This is a genomic window from Streptomyces sp. NPDC008137 (assembly GCF_042957035.1).
In the GTDB taxonomy this organism is placed as follows: Bacteria; Actinomycetota; Actinomycetes; order Streptomycetales; family Streptomycetaceae; genus Streptomyces.
On record NZ_JBIBHN010000017.1, the window covers coordinates 117,736 to 136,289 of the forward strand.

Sequence of the window (18,554 nt, forward strand, 5' to 3'; positions counted from 1 at the left end):
CTCCTGTGTTCCCGACGCCCGCCCGCATCATCGCGGTCGACACCCACGACATCCGCTTCCCCACCTCGCGCGAGCTCGACGGCTCCGATGCGATGAACCCGGACCCCGACTACTCGGCGGCCTACGTCGTCCTGCGCACGGACGCCGCCGACGGCCACGAGGGGCACGGGTTCGCCTTCACCATCGGGCGGGGCAACGAGGTGCAGGTCGCCGCGATCGACGCGCTGCGCGGACACCTGGTCGGCCGCTCGGCCGACGACCTGTGCGCCGACCCGTCCCTCCTGAACCGCGACCTGATCGGCGACAGCCAGCTGCGCTGGCTCGGGCCCGAGAAGGGCGTGATGCACATGGCGATCGGCGCGGTCGTCAACGCCGTGTGGGACCTGGCCGCCAAGCGCGCCGGGCTGCCGCTGTGGCGGCTGCTCGCCGAGGCCGACCCCGCCTGGCTGGTGCGCCAGATCGACTTCCGCTACCTCACCGACGCCCTCACTCCCGAGGAGGCCCTGACTCTGCTGCGCCGGGGCCGGGAGGGCGCCGAGGAGCGCACGGCCCGGCTGCTGGAGCGCGGCTACCCCGCCTACACCACCTCACCCGGCTGGCTCGGCTACGACGACGAGAAACTCACCCGGCTGGCATCCCAGGCGGTCGCCGACGGCTTCCGGCAGATCAAGCTGAAGGTCGGCGCCGACCTCGACGACGACATCCGCCGGTGCCGTGTCGCCCGGTCCGTCATCGGCCCTGACATCCGCCTGGCCGTCGACGCCAACCAGCGCTGGGACGTCGACGAGGCGATCCGCTGGACCAAGGCCCTCGCCGAGTTCGACCCGTACTGGATCGAGGAGCCCACCAGCCCCGACGACATCCTCGGCCACGCGGCGGTCCGCCGGGCCGTCGCCCCCGTGAAGGTCGCCACCGGCGAGCACGTCCACAACCGGATCGTCTTCAAGCAGCTCCTCCAGGCCGGCGCGCTCGACGTCGTCCAGATCGACGCGGCCCGTGTCGGCGGCGTCCCCGAGAACCTCGCCATCCTGCTGCTCGCGGCCAAGTTCGGCGTGCCGGTCTGCCCGCACGCGGGCGGTGTGGGCCTGTGCGAACTCGTCCAGCACCTGTCGATGTTCGACTACGTGGCCCTGTCCGGCACCACCGAGGACCGCGTCATCGAGTACGTCGACCATCTGCACGACCACTTCCTCGACCCGGTGGTGATCCGCGAGGCTCACTACAGGGCGCCCACCGCGCCGGGCTTCTCGGCCGCCATGCGGCCCGAGTCACTGGCGCGATTCACCTACCCGGGCGGCGAGTTCTGGGCCGCCGACCTCGACGAGCGGAAGAAGGGTCAGGCCGTATGAGCGACTTCGAGGGCATCACAGCCCTGGTGACGGGCGGCGCCTCCGGCATCGGCCGGGCCACCGCCGACCTCCTGGCCGAGCGCGGCGCCCGGGTCGCCGTCCTCGACCTGGACCCGTCGCCGGTCGACAGGCCGCTGCTCGCCTACCGCGCGGACGTCACCGACGACGCGTCCGTGCGCGCGGCGGTGGCGGCGGCGGTCGCCGACCTCGGCGGTCTCGACGTCCTGGTCAACAACGCGGGCATCGGTGCCCAGGGCACCGTCGAGGACAACTCCGACGACGACTGGCACCGCGTCTACGACGTCAACGTCGTCGGCATGGTCCGCACCGCCCGTGCCTGCCTGCCCCACCTGCGCGCCTCCGCGCACGCCGCGATCGTCAACACCTGCTCCATCGCCGCCACGGCGGGCCTGCCGCAGCGCGCCCTGTACAGCGCCACCAAGGGCGCCGTGTACTCCCTCACCCTCGCCATGGCCGCCGACCACGTCCGCGAGGGCATCCGCGTCAACTGCGTCAACCCGGGCACGGTCGACACGCCCTGGGTCGGCCGCCTCCTCGACGCCGCGCCCGAACCGGCCGCCGAACGCGCCGCCCTGGAGGCCCGCCAGCCCACCGGCCGGCTGGTCTCGGCGGCCGAGGTCGCGGGCGCCATCGCCTATCTGGCAGGCCCCCTCTCCGGCGCCACCACCGGCACCGCGCTCGCCGTCGACGGCGGCATGCAGGGCCTGCGGCTGCGCCCGGTGGCCCGGTGAACCGGCTCGGCGGCAGCGGCGTCGAGGTCAGCGCCCTGTCCTTCGGCGCCGCCGCGATCGCCAACCTGTACTCCGAGGTCGGCGAGGCGCAGGCATACGACGCCGTGGACGCCGCCTGGCAGCGGGGCATCCGCTACTTCGACACCGCCCCGCACTACGGCCTCGGCCTCTCCGAGCGCCGCCTCGGCGCCGCCCTGCGCGACCGCCCCCGCGACCAGTACACGATCTCCACCAAGGTGGGCCGCCGCCTGGAGCCCGCGGACGGCACCGGCGACGACCTGGCCCACGGGTTCGCCGTGCCCGCCACCCACCGCCGCGTGTGGGACTTCAGCACCGACGGCGTACGACGCACGCTGGAGGCCAGCCTGGAACGGCTCGGCCTCGACCGCGTCGACGTCGTCTACCTCCACGACCCCGACGAGCATGCCGAAGAGGCCTTCCGGGAGGGCTATCCGGCCCTGGAGAAGCTCCGCTCCGAGGGCGTGGTCGGCGCGATCGGCGCCGGCATGAACCAGGCGGAGATGCTCACCCGCTTCGTCCGCGACACCGACGTCGACGTGGTGCTGTGCGCCGGCCGCTACACCCTGCTCGACCAGAGCGCCCTCACCGACCTGCTGCCCGCGGCCCGGGAACGCGGCACGTCCGTCGTCATCGGCGGCGCCTTCAACTCCGGCCTGCTCGCGAACCCGCGGCCGGGCGCGACGTACAACTACACCGTCGCCCCCTCGGAGTTGGTCGAGCGCGCCCTGCGGCTGAAGTCCGTCGCCGACCGCCACGGCACCACGCTGCGCGCCGCCGCCCTGGCCTTCTGCGCCGCCCACTCGGCCGTCGCCAGCGTCCTCGTCGGGGCCCGCTCGGCGCACGAGGTCCGCGACTGCGCCCACCAGTTCGCCGCGCGCGTGCCCGCCGCGTTCTGGCAGGACCTCCGCGCCAAGGGCCTGCTGCCCGCCGACGCCCCCGTCCCCACCGAGGAGCCGTCATGAGAGTCGCCCTGCACACCAAGGTCCGCGCCGACCGCGTCGCCGCGTACGAGGCCGCCCACCGCGAGGTCCCCGAGGAACTCACCGACGCCATCCGGGCCGCCGGCGCCACCGCCTGGACCATCTGGCGCAGCGGCACCGACCTGTTCCACGTCCTGGAGTGCGAGGACTACGCCCGGCTCCTCGCCGAACTGGAGAAGCTGCCGGTCAACGTCGCCTGGCAGGCCCGCATGGCCGAGCTGCTGGACGTCGTGCACGACTACTCCGGCGAGGGCGCCGACGCGGGTCTGCCGGTCGTCTGGGAGCTGCCGTCATGACCGTCGTCGACGCCCACCACCACGTGTGGGACCTGTCCGTCCGCGATCAGGACTGGATCACCGGGCCCGAACTCGCGTCCCTGCGCCGCGACTTCACGATGAAGGATCTCGAACCCGAGGCGAGAGCGGCAGGAGTGGACCGCACGGTCCTCGTCCAGACGATCACCGTGCCCGAGGAGACCCCGGAGTTCCTGGCCCTGGCCGACGAGCACGACCTGACCGCGGGCGTCGTCGGGTGGACCGACCTCACCCGCCCCGACGTCGCCGACGAACTCGCCCGGCTGCGGGAACTCCCCGGCGGACGCCACCTCAAGGGCATCCGCCACCAGGTCCAGGGCGAACCCGACCCGGAATGGCTGCTGCGCCCGGACGTCCGCCGGGGACTGGCCGCCGTCGCCGACGCCGGGCTGGTCTACGACCTCGTGGTCCTGCCCCACCAGCTCCCGGCCTGCGCCCGGGCCGCCGCGGACCTGCCCGCCCTCACCTTCGTCCTCGACCACCTGGGCAAACCGCCCATCGCCTCCGGCGCCCTCGAACCCTGGGCGTCCGGCCTGCACGCCCTCGCCGCCCTGCCCAACACGGTCGCCAAGCTGTCCGGCCTGGTCACCGAGGCCGACCTCACCTCCTGGACCGTCCAGGACCTGCGCCCGTACGCCGACCAGGCACTGGAGGCCTTCGGACCGGAGCGACTGATGTACGGCTCGGACTGGCCGGTATGCACGCTCGCCACCTCGTACGGCACCACCCTCGACCTCGTACGCCGCCTCACCTCCGAGCACGATCACGAGCAGATCCTCGCGACCACCGCCACCCGCGTCTACGGCCTCTGAACCGTCTCCGCCAGTCGCGTCGGCGGCAGGTACTCCCGTACGTACGTCCGCTCCCAGCACGCGCCCGTCTCCCGCAGCTCGCGCCAGGTCGTGAAGCGGTAGCGGAACAGGCGGGCGCGCACGTACCGCGGGGGCTCGTCCGGCGGGAACGGCGAGCGGCGCAGCAGCCTCAGCGTGGCCCGGTCGTTCTCCAGCAGGCGCTCCACCAGCGTGCCGAACCAGGAACCGGCGTAGGCGGGGGAGAGCGCCGCGAACCACATCATCCAGTCCAGCCGCAGATGGTACGGCGCGAACTGGCGCGGCCAGCGCCGCGGATCACCCGGCTTGCCCTTGAACTCGTACTCCCGCCACTCCGAGTCCGTACGCGGCACGTCGTCCGCGGTGCCCTCGACGACCACCTCGTAGCGGACCCGGCTCACACTGCCGAACGCCCCGTAGGTGTTGACCAGATGGACCGGGTCGAAGGAGCGGTTCATCACCTGGCGGCGGGAGAGCATGTTGCGGACCGGCTGGTAGCTGAGGCCCACGAGCAGCGCGGCCACCGCCAGCACCACGACCACGTACCAGAGCGGGGCCTCGGCCACGTCCGGTGGATCGGCCGGGAACCGTACCGCCGACAGGGCCAGCACGATCGTGATCCAGTTCAGCCAGGAGAAGTTGCCCGACAGCACCAGCCACAGCTGGGTGACGATCATCAGCGCGGCGGCGGCCGTCGCGATGGGCTGCGGGGTGAACAGCAGGAACGGCAAAACGAGTTGGGTGACATGGTTCGCGGCCACCTCGACCCGGTGCAGGGGCCTGGGCAGATGGTGGAAGAACCAGCTCAGCGGGCCCGGCATCGGCTGGGTCTCGTGATGATGGTCCAGGCACGTCAGCTTTCGCCAGCACTCGTCGCCGCGCATCTTGATCAGCCCCGCGCCGAACTCCACCCGGAACAGGATCCACCGCAGCAGGAACAGCACGACGAGCGGCGGCGCCACCTCGTCGTTGCCGAGGAACACCGCGAGGAAGCCGACCTCCAGCAGCAGCGACTCCCAGCCGAACGAGTACCAGGTCTGCCCCACGTTCACGATCGACAGGTACAACACCCACGGCACCAGCCACAGCAGCATGCCGCCCCACAGCGGCAGCAGCGAGTCGAGCCCCGCCAGCAGCGCCGCCGACACCGCGCAGCCCGCCCAGGCGCACAGCGCGAAGAAGCGGTCCGAGTAGTGCAGCTGGAACAGGCTCGGCGCCCGCTGGAACGGCACCCGCTCGACGAACTCGGGCACCGGCAGCATCCCGCGCCGCCCGATCAGCGCCCGGAACTGGAGCACGGCCGTCAGGAACGCGACCAGATACACGGCGGCCAGCGCCCGCTGGAAGACCAGCCGGCTCAGCCAGTAGTCGGATGCGGTGAACCAGTCCACGGCGGTGCACTCCTCCCGATGCCGCGCCGGACCCCAGTGTCACGCTCCGTGCGGCGCCGCTCCGGTTGCGTAACCCGAGCGAGTGAAGCAAACAATAGGGACGAATCGCCGGAAGCGAGGCAGGAGGACCGGGTGCGGACGGTGCGGACACACACCGGGACCTTCGTCATGGCCTGTGTGCTGTCGACGGCGCTCCTCCTCTCGGGCTGCGGCACCGACGGCGACGGCGACGGTGACGACGAGGACGCGGGCGGAGAGCTCTTCCTCCAACCGGCCGCCGCCCGGGGACCGGACCCCTTCACGGACTCCACGGCCCTCACGACGGCTACCCCGTCCCCCGCCCCGCGAACGCCGGGGGCGTCCGGCCCGGCCGGCGCCGCCCGGGTCTCGGTCCGCCCGCGCTCGCTCTCCGGCGGGACACCCGGCCTGTACGGAGGCATCGAGCGGACCGGCAGCTGCGACATCGCGCGGCAGATCGGCCACCTCACCCGCGACCGGGCCAGGATGCGCGCCTTCGCCGGGGTCGCGGGCGTCTCCCCGGCCTCCGTCCCCGACCACGTACGCCGGCTGACCCCGGTGGTGCTGCGCGCCGACACCCGCGTCACCAACCACGGCTTCCGGGCCGGACGGGCGGGCGGCTACCAGTCCGTCCTCCAGGCGGGCACCGCCGTCCTGGTCGACGACCGGGGCGTGCCGCGCGTCCGCTGCGCCTGCGGCAACCCGCTCCGTCCGCCGGTGGCGACGCGGGGCACCCCGCGCGGCCGAGGCAGCCCCTGGCCCGGCTACCGGCCCGAGGAGGTGATCGTCGTGACCCCGGCCCCGCAGGTGATCACCGACTTCACGATCATCGATGTCGCCGCCCGCACCTGGATCGTGCGGCCGACCGGCCACGACGTACGCCACGACCGGGCCCTGCCGCCACCGCTCTGGGCGCAGCCGTCCGCGACGTCCCCCACGCCGTCGCCCCTCTCCCCGGGCGTGGCCGGTACGGCTCCCCGGGAAGAGAGCGGCCCGGCTGTCGCGGTTTCACCGCCGGGCGACGCCTCCGAACCGCCGTCCGACACGACCGGCCCGCTTCCCGACGCGACCGACCCGCTCCCCGAAGACACCGGCCCGGCTCCGGACGAACCGGTTCCGGCAGCCCCCGCCGGCTCCGACGACGTCGGCCCCGACACCGTGCCGGACAGCCCCGACCTGCCCGACGGAGCCGGTCTGATCCCCGATGGCGACTGAGGGCCTCTCCGGCGGGGAGGCCCGTAAGCTCGGCACATCGGTCGAAGAAACAAAAGATTCCTGGCAAGGTGGGCCCATGGCTGATCGGGGAGGGAGCGCCCTGTCACTCCCGGACGACTGGCCCGCCCACCCGGATCCGATCCTCGCGCTCAACCGGATGGGCAGTTTCGACTGGGATCTGGACACCGGCCTGATGCAGATGGACGCCCAGGCCCACGACATCTTCGACGTGCGCCCCGACGAGTACGACGACCGCCCCGCGACCCTCGCCAAGCGCGTCCCGCCCGGCGAGGCCCGGCGCCTGGACACCGCCGTCTCCCAGGCACTGAAGGACGGCAGCGAGAACTACGGCGCCTACTTCCGCATGCGCCGCCGCGACGGCACCCTGCGCTGGACCCACACCCAGGGCTACATCCGGCGCGACGACACCGGACGGCCCCGCCGCATCATCGGCATCGTCCGGGACGCCACCCAGGAACTCGGCGAGAGCGAGGCCCGCCTCGACCAGGCCGCCCGGGACGAGGCCCGCCGGGAGCAGACCAGCGTCGTCGAACTCACCACGGCCGCCCTGGCCCACGCCCGCACCGTCCAGGACGTCATCGACGTCCTGAAGGACACCCACGGCCTCGTCCACCTGGGGGCCACCAGCCTGGTCATGGGCCTGGTCGAGGCCGGGCGCATCCGCCTGGTCGCCGAGGGGCCCTCGGACAGCTTCGTGCCGGGCACCCGCGTCACCCGGATCGACGAGCCCTACCCGATGAGCGAGGCCGTGCGGACCCTCGGTCCCCGCTTCATCGAATCGCCGGAGGAGTTCGCCGAGCGCTACCCGATCCTCTGGCCGCACATCACCGGCCTGAACATCACCTCGGCCGCCTATCTGCCGCTCATCGTCCAGGCCCAGCCCATCGGCGCGGTCGGCCTGCTCTACAGCGACCGGCACGGCTTCACACCCGAGGAGCGCAACATCCTCGTCGCCCTCGGCAGCAGCATCGCGCAGAGCCTGCAACGTGCCATGTTCTACGAGCAGGAGATGGACCTCGCGCAGGGCCTCCAGCAGGCCATGCTGCCCCGGACCATCCCGAGCGTGCCCGGGGCCGATGTCGCCGTGCGCTACCGCGCCGCCACCATCGGCGGCTCCGTCGGCCGTGACATCGGCGGCGACTGGTACGACCTCATCCCGCTGCCCGGCGGCCGGGTCGGCGCCGTCATCGGCGACGTCCAGGGCCACGACACGCACGCCGCCGCCGTCATGGGCCAGCTGCGCATCGTGCTGCGCGCCTACGCCGCCGAGGGGCACACCCCGGCCACCGTCATGGCCCGCGCCTCCGTCTTCCTGCACGAACTCGACACCGACCGCTCCGCGACCTGCCTCTACGCCGAGGCCGACCTGTCGACCGGCGTGCTCCAGGTGGTCCGGGCCGGCCACATCGACCCGCTCGTGCGCCGGCCCGACGGGTCCTGCCGCCGCGTCACCGTCCCGGGCGGTCTGCCGCTCGGCCTGTCCGCCGAGTTCGGCCGCCTCGAGTACCCGGTGGGCACCGTGGAGCTCGACCCGGGCGACACCCTGCTGCTGTGCACCGACGGCCTGGTGGAGCAGCCCGGCGCCGACCTCGACGACGGCATGCGCACCCTCACCGCGCTCGTCGCCACCGGCCCCGACGACGTGCGTGACCTCGCCGACCGGCTCATCGACGTGGCCGCCGAGCGCTGCGGCGACGACGACGTGGCGCTGCTCCTGCTGCGCCGGCGCGGCCCCGACAGCCCGCAGTCCGGGCTGCGGCTCCAGCGGCACGTGGCCCCCGGCGACCCGGCGGCCCTGACAGAGGCCCGGCACATGATCCGCACCGCGGTCGGCGTCTGGGGCGCCCGGGACCGCGCCGACGAGATCGAGCTGGTCGCCGACGAGCTGATCACCAACGCCCTGATGCACACCGAGGGCTCCGCGATCGTCACCCTGCGGGTCCTCACCGGCTCCGGTCGCCGGCTGCGCGTCGAGGTCGAGGACTCCTCCAGCGCCCTGCCGCGCCGCCGCGAGGCGGGCGAGTCGGGAGTCTCCGGGCGGGGTCTGCTGCTGGTGGAGCTGCTCACCGACGTATGGGGCGTGGAGGCGCGGGGCGGTGGCAAGGCCGTCTGGTGCGAGTTCGTGGTGCCCGGCAACGAGTGACCCCGCGTGGCACTCTGGACCCATGCCGGAACTCCCCGAGGTCGAGGCGCTCAAGGACTTCCTGGCCGAGCACCTCGTCGGCCACGAGATCGTCCGGGTGCTGCCCGTCGCGATCAGCGTCCTGAAGACGTACGACCCGCCCCTGTCCGCGCTGGAGGGACACGAGGTCGCCGCCGTACACCGGTACGGAAAGTTCCTCGACCTCGAAACCGCGGACGGACCGCACTTCGTGACGCACCTGGCCCGCGCGGGCTGGCTGCACTGGAAGGACCGTCTGCCCGACGGCCCGCCCCGCCCCGGCAAGGGCCCCCTCGCGCTGCGCGTGGCCCTGGAGACCGGCTCCGGCTTCGACCTGACCGAGGCCGGCACCCAGAAGCGGCTCGCCGTGTACGTCGTGGGGGACCCGCGGGAGGTCCCGGGCGTCTCCCGGCTCGGCCCGGACCCCCTCGCCGACGACTTCGACGAGGAACGCTTCGCGGAACTCCTGGCCGGTGAACGGCGGCAGCTCAAGGGCGCCTTGCGCGACCAGAGCCTGATCGCGGGCGTGGGCAACGCCTACAGCGACGAGATCCTGCACGCGGCGAGGATGTCGCCCTTCAAACTCGCCGCGTCCTTGAGCGCGGAGGAGACCCACCGGCTGTACGAGGCCCTGCGCGACACGCTCACCGAGGCGGTCGAACGCTCCCGGGGCGTGGCGGCCGGGCGGCTGAAGGCCGAGAAGAAGAGCGGTCTGCGCGTCCACGGCCGCACCGGCGAGCCCTGCCCGGTGTGCGGCGACACCGTCCGGGAGGTGTCCTTCAGCGACTCCTCGCTGCAGTACTGCCCGACCTGCCAGACGGGCGGCAAACCGCTGGCGGACCGCAGGATGTCCCGGCTGCTGAAGTGACGCGCCGTCACCGGGCCGGGGGCGACCACTCGAACATCAGGATGGTCGCGTCGTCCCGCAGCCGGCTGCCGGACGAGTCGAGGATGGAGTGGATGAGCCGCCGCAGCGTCTCGGGCGCCAGCTCGCCCGCCGCCGTCGCCCGGATGATGTAGTCGGCGAACTGCTCCAGACCGAACTCGGCGCCGTCGACGGCCCTGGCCTCGGTGACCCCGTCGCTGTACATCAGCACCCGGTCGCCGGGTTTCAGAGCGATCTCGTGCGTCCGCCGCCGCAGCCCGGCCAGCCGGGACGGCAGACCCATCGGCGGTTCCGGCTCGCGCCGCATGGCGCCGACGTCCGGCCGCCTGTCACGGATGAGCAGCGGGGTGGGGTGCCCGCAGTTGCACCACCGCAGCACTCCGGAGGCCAGGTCCAGCTGGGCCAGGACCCCCGTGCAGAACTGGTCGGGCAGCCACCGCGCCAGCGCGTCGTCCACGCTCCGCACCAGGTCGGGCAGGTCCGCACCGGCCCGCCGGGCATTGCGGCTCGCGGCCAGGCACACGGCTGTGGTGAGCCCGGCGGCCAGGTCGTGTCCCATGGCGTCGAGGACCGTGGCGTGCAGGGCCGTCTCGGTGAGGGAGTGGTCGAAGGCGTCGCCGCCGAGCTCGTAGGCCGGCTCCAGCACGGCCGTGGACACGACGTGCGCGGTGCCGATCGTGCGCGGCGGCAGAAAGGCCCGCAGCATCTCGGCGGGCAGCCGCATCGGCTTGGTGCGCGTCCGCCGGACGAATGAGTCCTGGTACGCCCGGGTGGACGTGATCATCATGGCGAGGAGCGTGGCGAGGGCCTTGCCGCGGCGCAGCACGGCCGGGGTCAGCGAGGCCGAGTGCACGGCGAGGACACCGACGCGTTCCGCGCCGTCCACGAGAGGGATCCAGGCCGTCATGCCGCCCGACTCGGACTCCTCCACGCGCAGGGACTGGGTGCGGTAGGTCCAGCCGGCGAGCGAGTCGTCGACGAGCAGGGGTGAGGCCTCATCGGAGAGCGGCACGAGCCGGCGCTGCTGGATGTCGACGAGGTACACCACGGAGTGCTGGAGCCCCAGGGCCTCGGTGGCGCGGGCCGCGGCGGTGGTCAGGTCCAGCGACCTGTTCCCCGGATGGGCGAGGTACTCCTCCAGGCGGCCGTCGCCGTCCAGTGACGCCGCCACCTCGTCTCCCCTCGTCGGGACCGCGGACACCCGGCTGTCTCCCGGGTGCGCCAGCCAGCAGCAGTCTCACACCGGGGAACGCGGGCTGCCCGGCGACAGGGGCGGACGGACGACACGCCCTACCGGGGCTGGAGCTTCACCAGGACCTCCCCGGACGCCGAGCGGACCTCGTAGCGGGCGGTCTGGTCCGGGTGCATGGAGGAGCTGGCCATCATGGTGTTGGGGTGGGTGTCGTGCCCGGGGCCGTGCCAGCTGGTGGCCGTCTCCTCGGAGCCGTCGCGGCCGACGATGACCAGGTGGCAGGGGCGGGGCCCGGCCGCGTCCTTGACCTTCAGCTCGACCTGGCTGCCCGAGGCATTGTCCTCGACCGTGACCTGGGCCCAGACGCCCGATCGCGCGTCGGTCGCCGCGACCGTCAGGGGCCCCTCGCCCGCGCTGCTGCTGCCCTCGGCCATTATCGCGACGGCGGGTACGGACACCGCGAACGCCACCGAGGCGGCCAGCCCGAACAGCAGGCGTCTGCGTCCGGCCCGGCGCTTCGTCGCCACCTCGGCCAGCAGCCGGTCCAGCATGCGCGGTCCGGGCTGCGCCATCGGGTGCACGAACCGTGGTGTCGCCCGCCGGTACAGCATCAACTGCCGTGTCGTGGCGCCGAATTCCGTCACCTCTGCAGCGCACCGAGGGCACTCCATGAGGTGGTCCTCGAAGCGGAAGGCCTCCGCCTCGTCGAGCACGCCGAGCGCGTAGGCGCCGACGTCGCGATGCCGTTCCAGGGACCTCATGCCGAATCCTCGTGCCGTTGGGTGCGGGTGGGGTTACTCCTTGCTCCCACCGGTACGGACCAGGCAGCGGAATCACTCAAGCCGGTGACACAATCGCAACCTAAGGATTCGGAGCCGTCCGCCGGGCGGATTGGTCCGAGGCACGGAAATCTAAAAAAGATGGATCGCGAGATGTCCCAGCGGCAGTCCGAGCTGCCAGGCGGGCGTCCAGACCTTCGGCCCCTCGTCCTCCCCGACCACCGGAGCCCCGCCCGGCACCGCGTTCAGATCGGGCGCGAGCAGTTCCGTCTCCTGCAGCCAGCGCCAGGCCTCGTCCGCCAGGTCCAGGTCCGGCGCCGGCCGGCCCGCCTCGGCCGCCGCGCCGTCCAGCTCGGCCAGCCGCTCGCGCACCCACTCCTGCCACGGCTGGTCGTAAGCGGTCAGTGACAGCCACGTCTCCAGCTGGGTGATGACCCGGATACCGGACAGCTCCCCGTCGGTGTCGGAGAGGAAGATGGTCAGCGCCAGGGCGTCCCGCCCCGCCCGGAACTCGAAGGACGTCGGCGGCATCAGATCGCCGGTCCGCAGCAGCTCGTCGGCGATGTACTCGGCGTACAACCACGCCATGGGGACGGTCAGTTCACCGTCCGCACCGTCCGTGCTCTCTTCACCTCTGTGCAGCATCCCTTCCTGCCCTCCTCCGGTACGCGCGCGTAGCCCGACACCGGGCCCCGGGGGCGCTGTCGGCCCTCTTTCGGAACACGGATGAGAACAGCCGATTACTCAACCGGGGTGTTCAGCAAGGCGCTTTACGGAGGCTTGACCCGAGCATTGGTTTCAGCGCAGGTCGGCGGCGTATCCGGGAAGCACCCGGCGCAGGGCGCGCAGCGCGTAGTACGCGCGGGACTTCACGGTACCGGGCGGGATCCCGAGGGTCGCCGCGGCTTCCGCCACACTCGCCCCCTGGAAGTACACGAGCACCAGGACTTCACGGTGCTCCGGAGTGAGTGTCTTCACAGCCTGGCGGACGTCGAGCGTCGCCGCGGCCCGCTCGGCGTGGTCGGAGATGACCCGCGCGTTCTCCAGCACCGCGTCGCCGACCTCGGCCGGACGCGCCTGCCGGGCCCGCCGGGCGTCGATCGCGAGCCGCCGCCCGACGGTCATCAGCCAGGGCCGTACGGACTCGAAGTCGTCGGCGCGCAGGGCCTCGGGGTGCTGCCAGGCGCGTACGAGCGTCTCCTGCACCAGGTCCTCGGCGCGCTGCCGGTCGCCGTCGCAGAGCCGGAGCAGGAGCGCGAAGAGGGGCCGGCCGTGCTCCCGCTGCAGTGCGGCGAGCTCGTGCTCGGCGGTCGTCCCGTTCGTGAGAGTGGATCCGGCCGTCATGGCCGTATGCCACAGCAGGGGGCAGCCGGGGGACAGGGCACGTACCCGCCCGTGCGGCGGACGGTCGATCGCGTCGACGAACGGTTCGACGAACGGTCACCTCGCCCGGACCGGTGCGTTCCGGACGGGCTAATGAGCGTGTCGGAGCCGCGTGGGACGCCGAGAGCCTTCTTTCCTGATGGTGCGTAAATACGACCACAACGCCCACAGTGGGGTGAATGGCATGATCGCACGCAGTCGACAGCTGGCCCTGGCCCTGACCGTCGTCCTCGCCGCGGGTGCGGCCTGCCAGGCCCGCGGCAGCCATGAAATGCGCGGCCCGGGACGCCCCGCACCCTCCGCCGTGTCTCGCGGCTTCACACTGGTCGCCTCCGGCGACGTCCTCCCGCACAGCTCGATCATCGACCGGGCCCGCTTCGACGCCGGCGGCAGCGGCTACGACTTCCGGCCGATGCTCGCGGGGATCCGCTCCGTCGTCTCCCGCGCGGATGTGGCCCTGTGCCACATGGAGACCGTCTACGGCGAGAACGGCGCCTACACGGGCTACCCCACCTTCAAGTCCCCGCCCGAGGTGGCCGAGGCCCTCGCCGCCACCGGCTACGACGGCTGCTCCACCGCCTCCAACCACACCCTGGACGACGGCGCCGCCGGCATCCGGCGCACCCTCGACGCCCTCGACCGCGCGGGCGTACGGCACGCCGGCTCGGCACGCGCCGAGGAGGAGGCGCGCGCCGTGACCGTCCTCCAGGCGGGCTCCGCGAAGATCGCCCATCTCGCCTACACCTACGACACCAACGGCATCCCGCTCCCGGCCGGACAGCCCTGGGCCGTGAACCTCATCGACGAGGGCACGGTCATCGCGGACGCCCGGGCCGCACGCCGGGCGGGCGCCGACGTGGTCGTCGTCTCCCTGCACTGGGGCACCGAGTGGCAGGAAGCCCCCGACCACCAGCAGCTGACCCTGTCCCGCAACCTCACCGCCGCGCGCAGCGGCACACGCCCCGACATCGACCTGATCCTCGGCACCCACGCGCACGTCCCGCAGGCGTACGAGAAGGTCAACGGCACCTGGGTGATCTACGGCATGGGAGACCAGATCGCCGGCGAGATGACCAACCACCAGGGCGCCAAGGACCCGCGCGGCAACCAGTCCACCCTCGGCCGCTTCACCTTCGCCCCGCCCGCACGGCCGGGCGGCCGCTGGGAGGTGACGAAGGCGGAGTTCGTCCCGCAGCTGTTCGACGTCGACGCCGGCCGCGTCGTGAACCTCAACCGTGCCATCGCCCAGGGCGCCGACGGCCAGGCCGTCCGCGACCGCATCCGGAAGGTCGTCCTCGGCAGGGGCGCGGCCGGGGACGGACTGGTGATGGGGGAGTAGGCCGAAGCGACGGTCCGGCCGCGCGCGTCCACCACCAGCGCGACCCCGGGGGGGGCTTCTACGGAACCACCGTCACCGGCCACCGCCCGGCCTTCACCAGCCGTACCGCCACCGACCCGACGATCCGGTGGCCGGCCTGCTCGGACGCGCCCACGACCACGGCGTCCGCCTTGAGTTCGTCGGCCGCCTGGACGAGGCCGTTGTAGGGGTCGCCGGGGAACGTGTGGAACTCCCAGCGGACCTCGAAGATCCCCTTGAGGCGCTCGGCGGCGTCCCGGATCTGCGCGACCAGGTCCTCGGCTATCTCGTCGGTCGTCTCCGCCACCGGTGCCCCCAGCGCCGCCCCCGCCGCCAGCACGGGCTGCACGTACACCACGGCGAGCAGCGCGTGCTGCCGCCGGGCCAGGCCGGAGGCGTAGGCCGCGGCCCGCAGGGAGGAGTCGGAGCCGTCCACTCCGACGAGGATCACCTTCGGCCCGTCCGTGCCCCGCTCGAACTGATGGGCGTGCTGTTCCGTCACGCCGCGAGGCTATCGGAGCCCTCCGCCCCGGCCGCCGGCCGGGAGCGTTCGACGGGCGAGAAGAGGCGGGTGTTCCTAGAGTCGGAAGCATGAGTGCCATCGCGGACACCGGGACGGCCGAGAAGGACACCGGGGGCCCGATACGGCCGCCCCGCGGCCGGACCCACGGCCTCCTGGGCCGGGTGCCCGGAGGCTTCGCGGTCTTCTTCGGCGTCCTCGGTCTGCTCTGCGCCCTGCTGGCACTCATCCCGCCGCTGCGCACCGGACTGCGCCCGCTCGTCCGCTTCCTGGACCTGCTGCTCGTCCCGGTCAGCGCCAACCTCGCCTACGCGGTCTTCCTGTTCCTGCTCGCCGCCGCCACCGGCGCCCGCAAGAAGATCGCCTGGTGGCTGGTCGTCGTCTACCTGGGCCTGCTGGTCCTGTCCGACATCCTCGGCATGGCCGTCGGCCAGTTCGCCGAATCCGTCCCCTCCTTCGTGGTGTGCGGCCTCGCCCTCGCCCTGCTGATCGTCGCCCGCGGGGAGTTCTACGCCGCCTCCCGCCGCGCCGCCGTACGCCGTGCCCTCGCCGTCCTGGTGGCCGGTCTGGTCGTGGCGATCCTGGCCGGCTGGGCCCTGGTCGCGGCCTTCCCCGGCACCCTGCCCGGCGACCAGCGACTGGCCTGGGCCGCGAACCGGGTCTGCGGCGGACTGGTGCCGGCCGGCTCCTTCGACGGCCGGCCGCCGCACGCCCTGTACTTCCTGCTCGGCCTGTTCGGCGCGCTCGCCCTGCTGAACGCCGCCGCCACCCTCTTCCGCTCCCAGCGCCTGGAAGCCGCCCTCCACGACGACGAGGAGACCCGCATCCGCGCCCTCCTCGGCCGCTACGGCGACCAGGACTCCCTCGGCTACTTCGCCACCCGCCGCGACAAGGCCGTCGTCTTCTCACCCAGCGGCAAGGCCGCCGTCACCTACCGCGTCGAGGCCGGGGTGTGCCTGGCCAGCGGCGACCCGGTCGGCGACCGGGAGGCCTGGCCGCACGCGATCGCCGCCTGGCAGGACGTGGCCCGCCGCCACGCCTGGACACCGGCCGTGATGGGCGCCTCCGAAGAGGGCGCCAGGGCCTTCGTACGCGCCGGACTCGGCGCGCTCCAACTCGGTGACGAGGCGATCCTGCACGTCCTCGACTTCGACCTCGACGGCCGCGACATGCGCGTCACCCGCCAGGCCGTCAACCGGGTCCGCCGCACCGGCGCCGGCTGCCTGGTGCGCCGCCACTCCACCCTGAGCGAGGAGGAGATGCGGCAGATCGTCGAACGGGCCGACGCCTGGCGCGACACCGAGACCGAACGTGGCTTCTCCATGGCCCTGGACCGGCTCGGCGACCCGGCGGACGGCGACTGCCTCCTCGTCGAGGCCCACGACAGGGACGGCCGGCTCCTCGCGATCCAGTCCTTCGTGCCCTGGGGCAAGGACGGCGTCTCCCTCGACTTGATGCGCCGTGACCGCACCGCCCCCAACGGCGTCATGGAGTTCATGGTCGCCGAACTGTGCCACGCCGCCCCGAAACTCGGCGTGCGCAAGGTCTCGCTGAACTTCGCCGTGTTCCGCTCCGTGTTCGAGGAGGGCGCCCGCATCGGCGCCGGACCGGTCCTCCGCCTCTGGCGGCGTCTGCTGCTGTTCTTCTCCAAATGGTGGCAACTGGAGGCCCTGTACCGGTCCAACGCCAAGTACCGCCCCGAGTGGTACCCCCGCTTCCTCTGCTACGCGGAGGCCGCCTCCCTCGCCAAGGTCGGTCTCGCCTCCGGCATCGCCGAGGGCTTCGTCTCCGTACCGTCGATGCGCAAGTTGTGGGGAAGAGGGCACCCGAAGGGCGGACAGCGGCCCGTCACCACGGAGGGGCTGCCGTCGTTGGCGGCGCTCGGCCTCGCCGGAGGGGACGGGACCGAGCCCGCCGACCCCCTCTCCGGCCTGTCCGACCAGGTCCGGGTCCGGCACCGCAAACTCGACCGGCTGCGCGCCGCCGGCACCGACCCCTACCCGGTGGGCCTCCCGGCCCGCACCCACACCCTCGCCGAGGTCGCCAAGGGCGAACAGGTCACCGTCGCGGGCCGCATCATGCTCGTCCGCGACTTCGGCGGCATCGTCTTCGTCGTGCTGCGCGACTGGTCGGGCGACCACCAGCTCGCCCTCACCCGCGACCGCTCCGGCACCGCCCTCGACCGCTTCACCGCCGACACCGACATCGGCGACCACATCACCGCCACCGGCCGAGCGGGCGTCAGCGACCTGGGCGAGCCGACCGTGTTCGTCACCGACTGGCAGCTCACCGGCAAGTGCCTGCGCCCCCTGCCCGACAAACGCCGGGGCCTCGCCGACCCCGAGGCCAAGGTCCGCCGCCGCTATCTCGACCTGGTCGCGAGCCCCGACGCCCGCGAGGTGATCCGCGCCCGCTCCACCGCCGTCCAGGCCCTGCGCCAGGGCCTGCTGGACCGCGGCTACCTCGAGGTCGAGACGCCGATGCTCCAGCAGATCCACGGCGGCGCCAACGCCCGCCCCTTCACCACCCACATCAACGCCTACGACCTCGACCTGTACCTGCGCATCGCCCCCGAGCTGTACCTGAAGCGGCTGTGCGTCGGCGGCATGGAGAAGGTCTTCGAACTGGGCCGCACCTTCCGCAACGAGGGCGTCTCCTACAAGCACAACCCCGAGTTCACGATGCTGGAGGCCTACCAGGCCTTCGCCGACTACGACGTGATGCTCGACCTCGTCCGCGAACTGATCCAGGGCGCCGCGACCGCCGCCTTCGGTACCCCCGTGGCCCACAAGGACGGCGAGGTGTACGACATCTCCGGGCAGTGGCCCGTCAAGACCGTCCACGGCGCCATCAGCGAGGCACTCGGCGAGGAGATCCACCCCGGCACCGAACTGCCCGAGCTGCTCCGGCTGTGCGACCGCGTCGGCGTGCCGTACACCGCCGACGACGGCCCCGGCGACGTCGTCCTGGAGATGTACGAGCGGCTCGTGGAGGAGCGGACCCAGCTGCCCACCTTCTACAAGGACTTCCCGACCGACGTCTCCCCGCTCACCCGGCAGCACCGCACCGACCCGCGCCTCGCCGAACGCTGGGACCTCGTCGCCTTCGGCACCGAACTGGGCACCGCCTACTCGGAGCTGACCGACCCCGTCGAGCAGCGCCGCCGCCTCACCGCCCAGTCCCTGCTCGCCGCCGGCGGCGACCCCGAGGCGATGGAACTCGACGAGGACTTCCTCGACGCCCTCGAATACGCCATGCCGCCCACCGGCGGCCTCGGCATCGGCGTCGACCGGCTCGTCATGTTCCTCACCGGACTGACGATCCGGGAGACCCTGCCGTTCCCCCTGGTGCGCCGCCGCTGACCCGTCTGCGTGGGCCGACCGGG

The 18,554-nt window shown here is 72.8% G+C and carries 16 protein-coding genes; 10 read left to right on the forward strand and 6 right to left on the reverse strand.

What is annotated here, in order from left to right:
- The first annotated feature begins 5 nt into the window (after positions 1-5).
- From ACFZBT_RS25120 to ACFZBT_RS25140, 5 genes are read left to right on the forward strand one after another with little or no spacing between them, the layout of a single operon-like run.
- Entirely contained in the window at positions 6-1,349 is a 1,344-nt protein-coding gene (locus ACFZBT_RS25120) for an enolase C-terminal domain-like protein (protein WP_391107298.1), read from the forward strand.
- Complete coding sequence (locus ACFZBT_RS25125) at positions 1,346-2,101, forward strand: SDR family oxidoreductase (protein ID WP_391107301.1); 756 nt, start codon at positions 1,346-1,348, stop codon at positions 2,099-2,101. The genes ACFZBT_RS25120 and ACFZBT_RS25125 overlap by 4 nt, the downstream gene beginning before the upstream one ends.
- Positions 2,098-3,084, forward strand: a complete 987-nt coding sequence (locus tag ACFZBT_RS25130; protein WP_391107304.1) for an aldo/keto reductase — start codon at positions 2,098-2,100, stop codon at positions 3,082-3,084. Before ACFZBT_RS25125 ends, ACFZBT_RS25130 begins: the two co-directional genes overlap by 4 nt.
- On the forward strand, positions 3,081-3,398 hold the full coding sequence (locus ACFZBT_RS25135; RefSeq protein WP_391107307.1) for an L-rhamnose mutarotase: 318 nt from the start codon (positions 3,081-3,083) through the stop codon (positions 3,396-3,398). The genes ACFZBT_RS25130 and ACFZBT_RS25135 overlap by 4 nt, the downstream gene beginning before the upstream one ends.
- Positions 3,395-4,228, forward strand: coding sequence for an amidohydrolase family protein (locus ACFZBT_RS25140; RefSeq protein WP_391107310.1), 834 nt, complete (start codon positions 3,395-3,397; stop codon positions 4,226-4,228). The genes ACFZBT_RS25135 and ACFZBT_RS25140 overlap by 4 nt, the downstream gene beginning before the upstream one ends.
- On the opposite strand, the gene ACFZBT_RS25145 is transcribed toward ACFZBT_RS25140, so the two are convergent.
- Positions 4,216-5,637 carry a lipase maturation factor family protein gene (locus tag ACFZBT_RS25145; RefSeq protein ID WP_391107313.1) on the reverse strand — a complete coding sequence of 474 codons (1,422 nt, stop codon included), beginning with the start codon at positions 5,635-5,637 and terminating at the stop codon, positions 4,216-4,218. The genes ACFZBT_RS25140 and ACFZBT_RS25145 overlap by 13 nt on opposite strands.
- 141 nt (positions 5,638-5,778) lie before the next feature.
- Between ACFZBT_RS25145 and ACFZBT_RS25150 the strand changes: the two genes are divergently transcribed.
- From ACFZBT_RS25150 to ACFZBT_RS25160, 3 genes are all read left to right on the forward strand, one after another.
- On the forward strand, positions 5,779-6,870 hold the full coding sequence (locus tag ACFZBT_RS25150) for a DUF6777 domain-containing protein (protein WP_391107316.1): 1,092 nt from the start codon (positions 5,779-5,781) through the stop codon (positions 6,868-6,870).
- Between the two features lie 76 nt (positions 6,871-6,946).
- A complete protein-coding gene (locus ACFZBT_RS25155) occupies positions 6,947-9,034 on the forward strand; it encodes a SpoIIE family protein phosphatase (RefSeq protein ID WP_391107319.1) in 2,088 nt (695 codons plus the stop codon).
- Between the two features lie 22 nt (positions 9,035-9,056).
- Positions 9,057-9,920, forward strand: coding sequence for a DNA-formamidopyrimidine glycosylase family protein (locus tag ACFZBT_RS25160; protein ID WP_391107322.1), 864 nt, complete (start codon positions 9,057-9,059; stop codon positions 9,918-9,920).
- Positions 9,921-9,927: 7 nt separating this feature from the next.
- Here ACFZBT_RS25160 and ACFZBT_RS25165 read toward each other — a convergent pair whose 3' ends face one another.
- From ACFZBT_RS25165 to ACFZBT_RS25180, 4 genes are all read right to left on the reverse strand, one after another.
- A complete protein-coding gene (locus ACFZBT_RS25165; protein ID WP_391107325.1) occupies positions 9,928-11,109 on the reverse strand; it encodes a SpoIIE family protein phosphatase in 1,182 nt (393 codons plus the stop codon).
- 119 nt (positions 11,110-11,228) lie between these two features.
- Positions 11,229-11,891, reverse strand: a complete 663-nt coding sequence (locus tag ACFZBT_RS25170) for a zf-HC2 domain-containing protein (protein ID WP_391107328.1) — start codon at positions 11,889-11,891, stop codon at positions 11,229-11,231.
- A gap of 150 nt (positions 11,892-12,041) precedes the next feature.
- Positions 12,042-12,554 carry a hypothetical protein gene (locus ACFZBT_RS25175; protein WP_391107331.1) on the reverse strand — a complete coding sequence of 171 codons (513 nt, stop codon included), beginning with the start codon at positions 12,552-12,554 and terminating at the stop codon, positions 12,042-12,044.
- Between the two features lie 153 nt (positions 12,555-12,707).
- On the reverse strand, positions 12,708-13,253 hold the full coding sequence (locus tag ACFZBT_RS25180; RefSeq protein ID WP_391107334.1) for a sigma-70 family RNA polymerase sigma factor: 546 nt from the start codon (positions 13,251-13,253) through the stop codon (positions 12,708-12,710).
- 223 nt (positions 13,254-13,476) lie between these two features.
- Between ACFZBT_RS25180 and ACFZBT_RS25185 the strand changes: the two genes are divergently transcribed.
- On the forward strand, positions 13,477-14,631 hold the full coding sequence (locus tag ACFZBT_RS25185; RefSeq protein ID WP_391107336.1) for a CapA family protein: 1,155 nt from the start codon (positions 13,477-13,479) through the stop codon (positions 14,629-14,631).
- A gap of 58 nt (positions 14,632-14,689) precedes the next feature.
- On the opposite strand, the gene ACFZBT_RS25190 is transcribed toward ACFZBT_RS25185, so the two are convergent.
- Entirely contained in the window at positions 14,690-15,151 is a 462-nt protein-coding gene (locus tag ACFZBT_RS25190; protein WP_189722485.1) for a universal stress protein, read from the reverse strand.
- Positions 15,152-15,240: 89 nt separating this feature from the next.
- Between ACFZBT_RS25190 and lysX the strand changes: the two genes are divergently transcribed.
- Positions 15,241-18,531, forward strand: coding sequence for a bifunctional lysylphosphatidylglycerol synthetase/lysine--tRNA ligase LysX (gene lysX, locus ACFZBT_RS25195; RefSeq protein ID WP_391107339.1), 3,291 nt, complete (start codon positions 15,241-15,243; stop codon positions 18,529-18,531).
- Positions 18,532-18,554 lie beyond the last annotated feature (23 nt).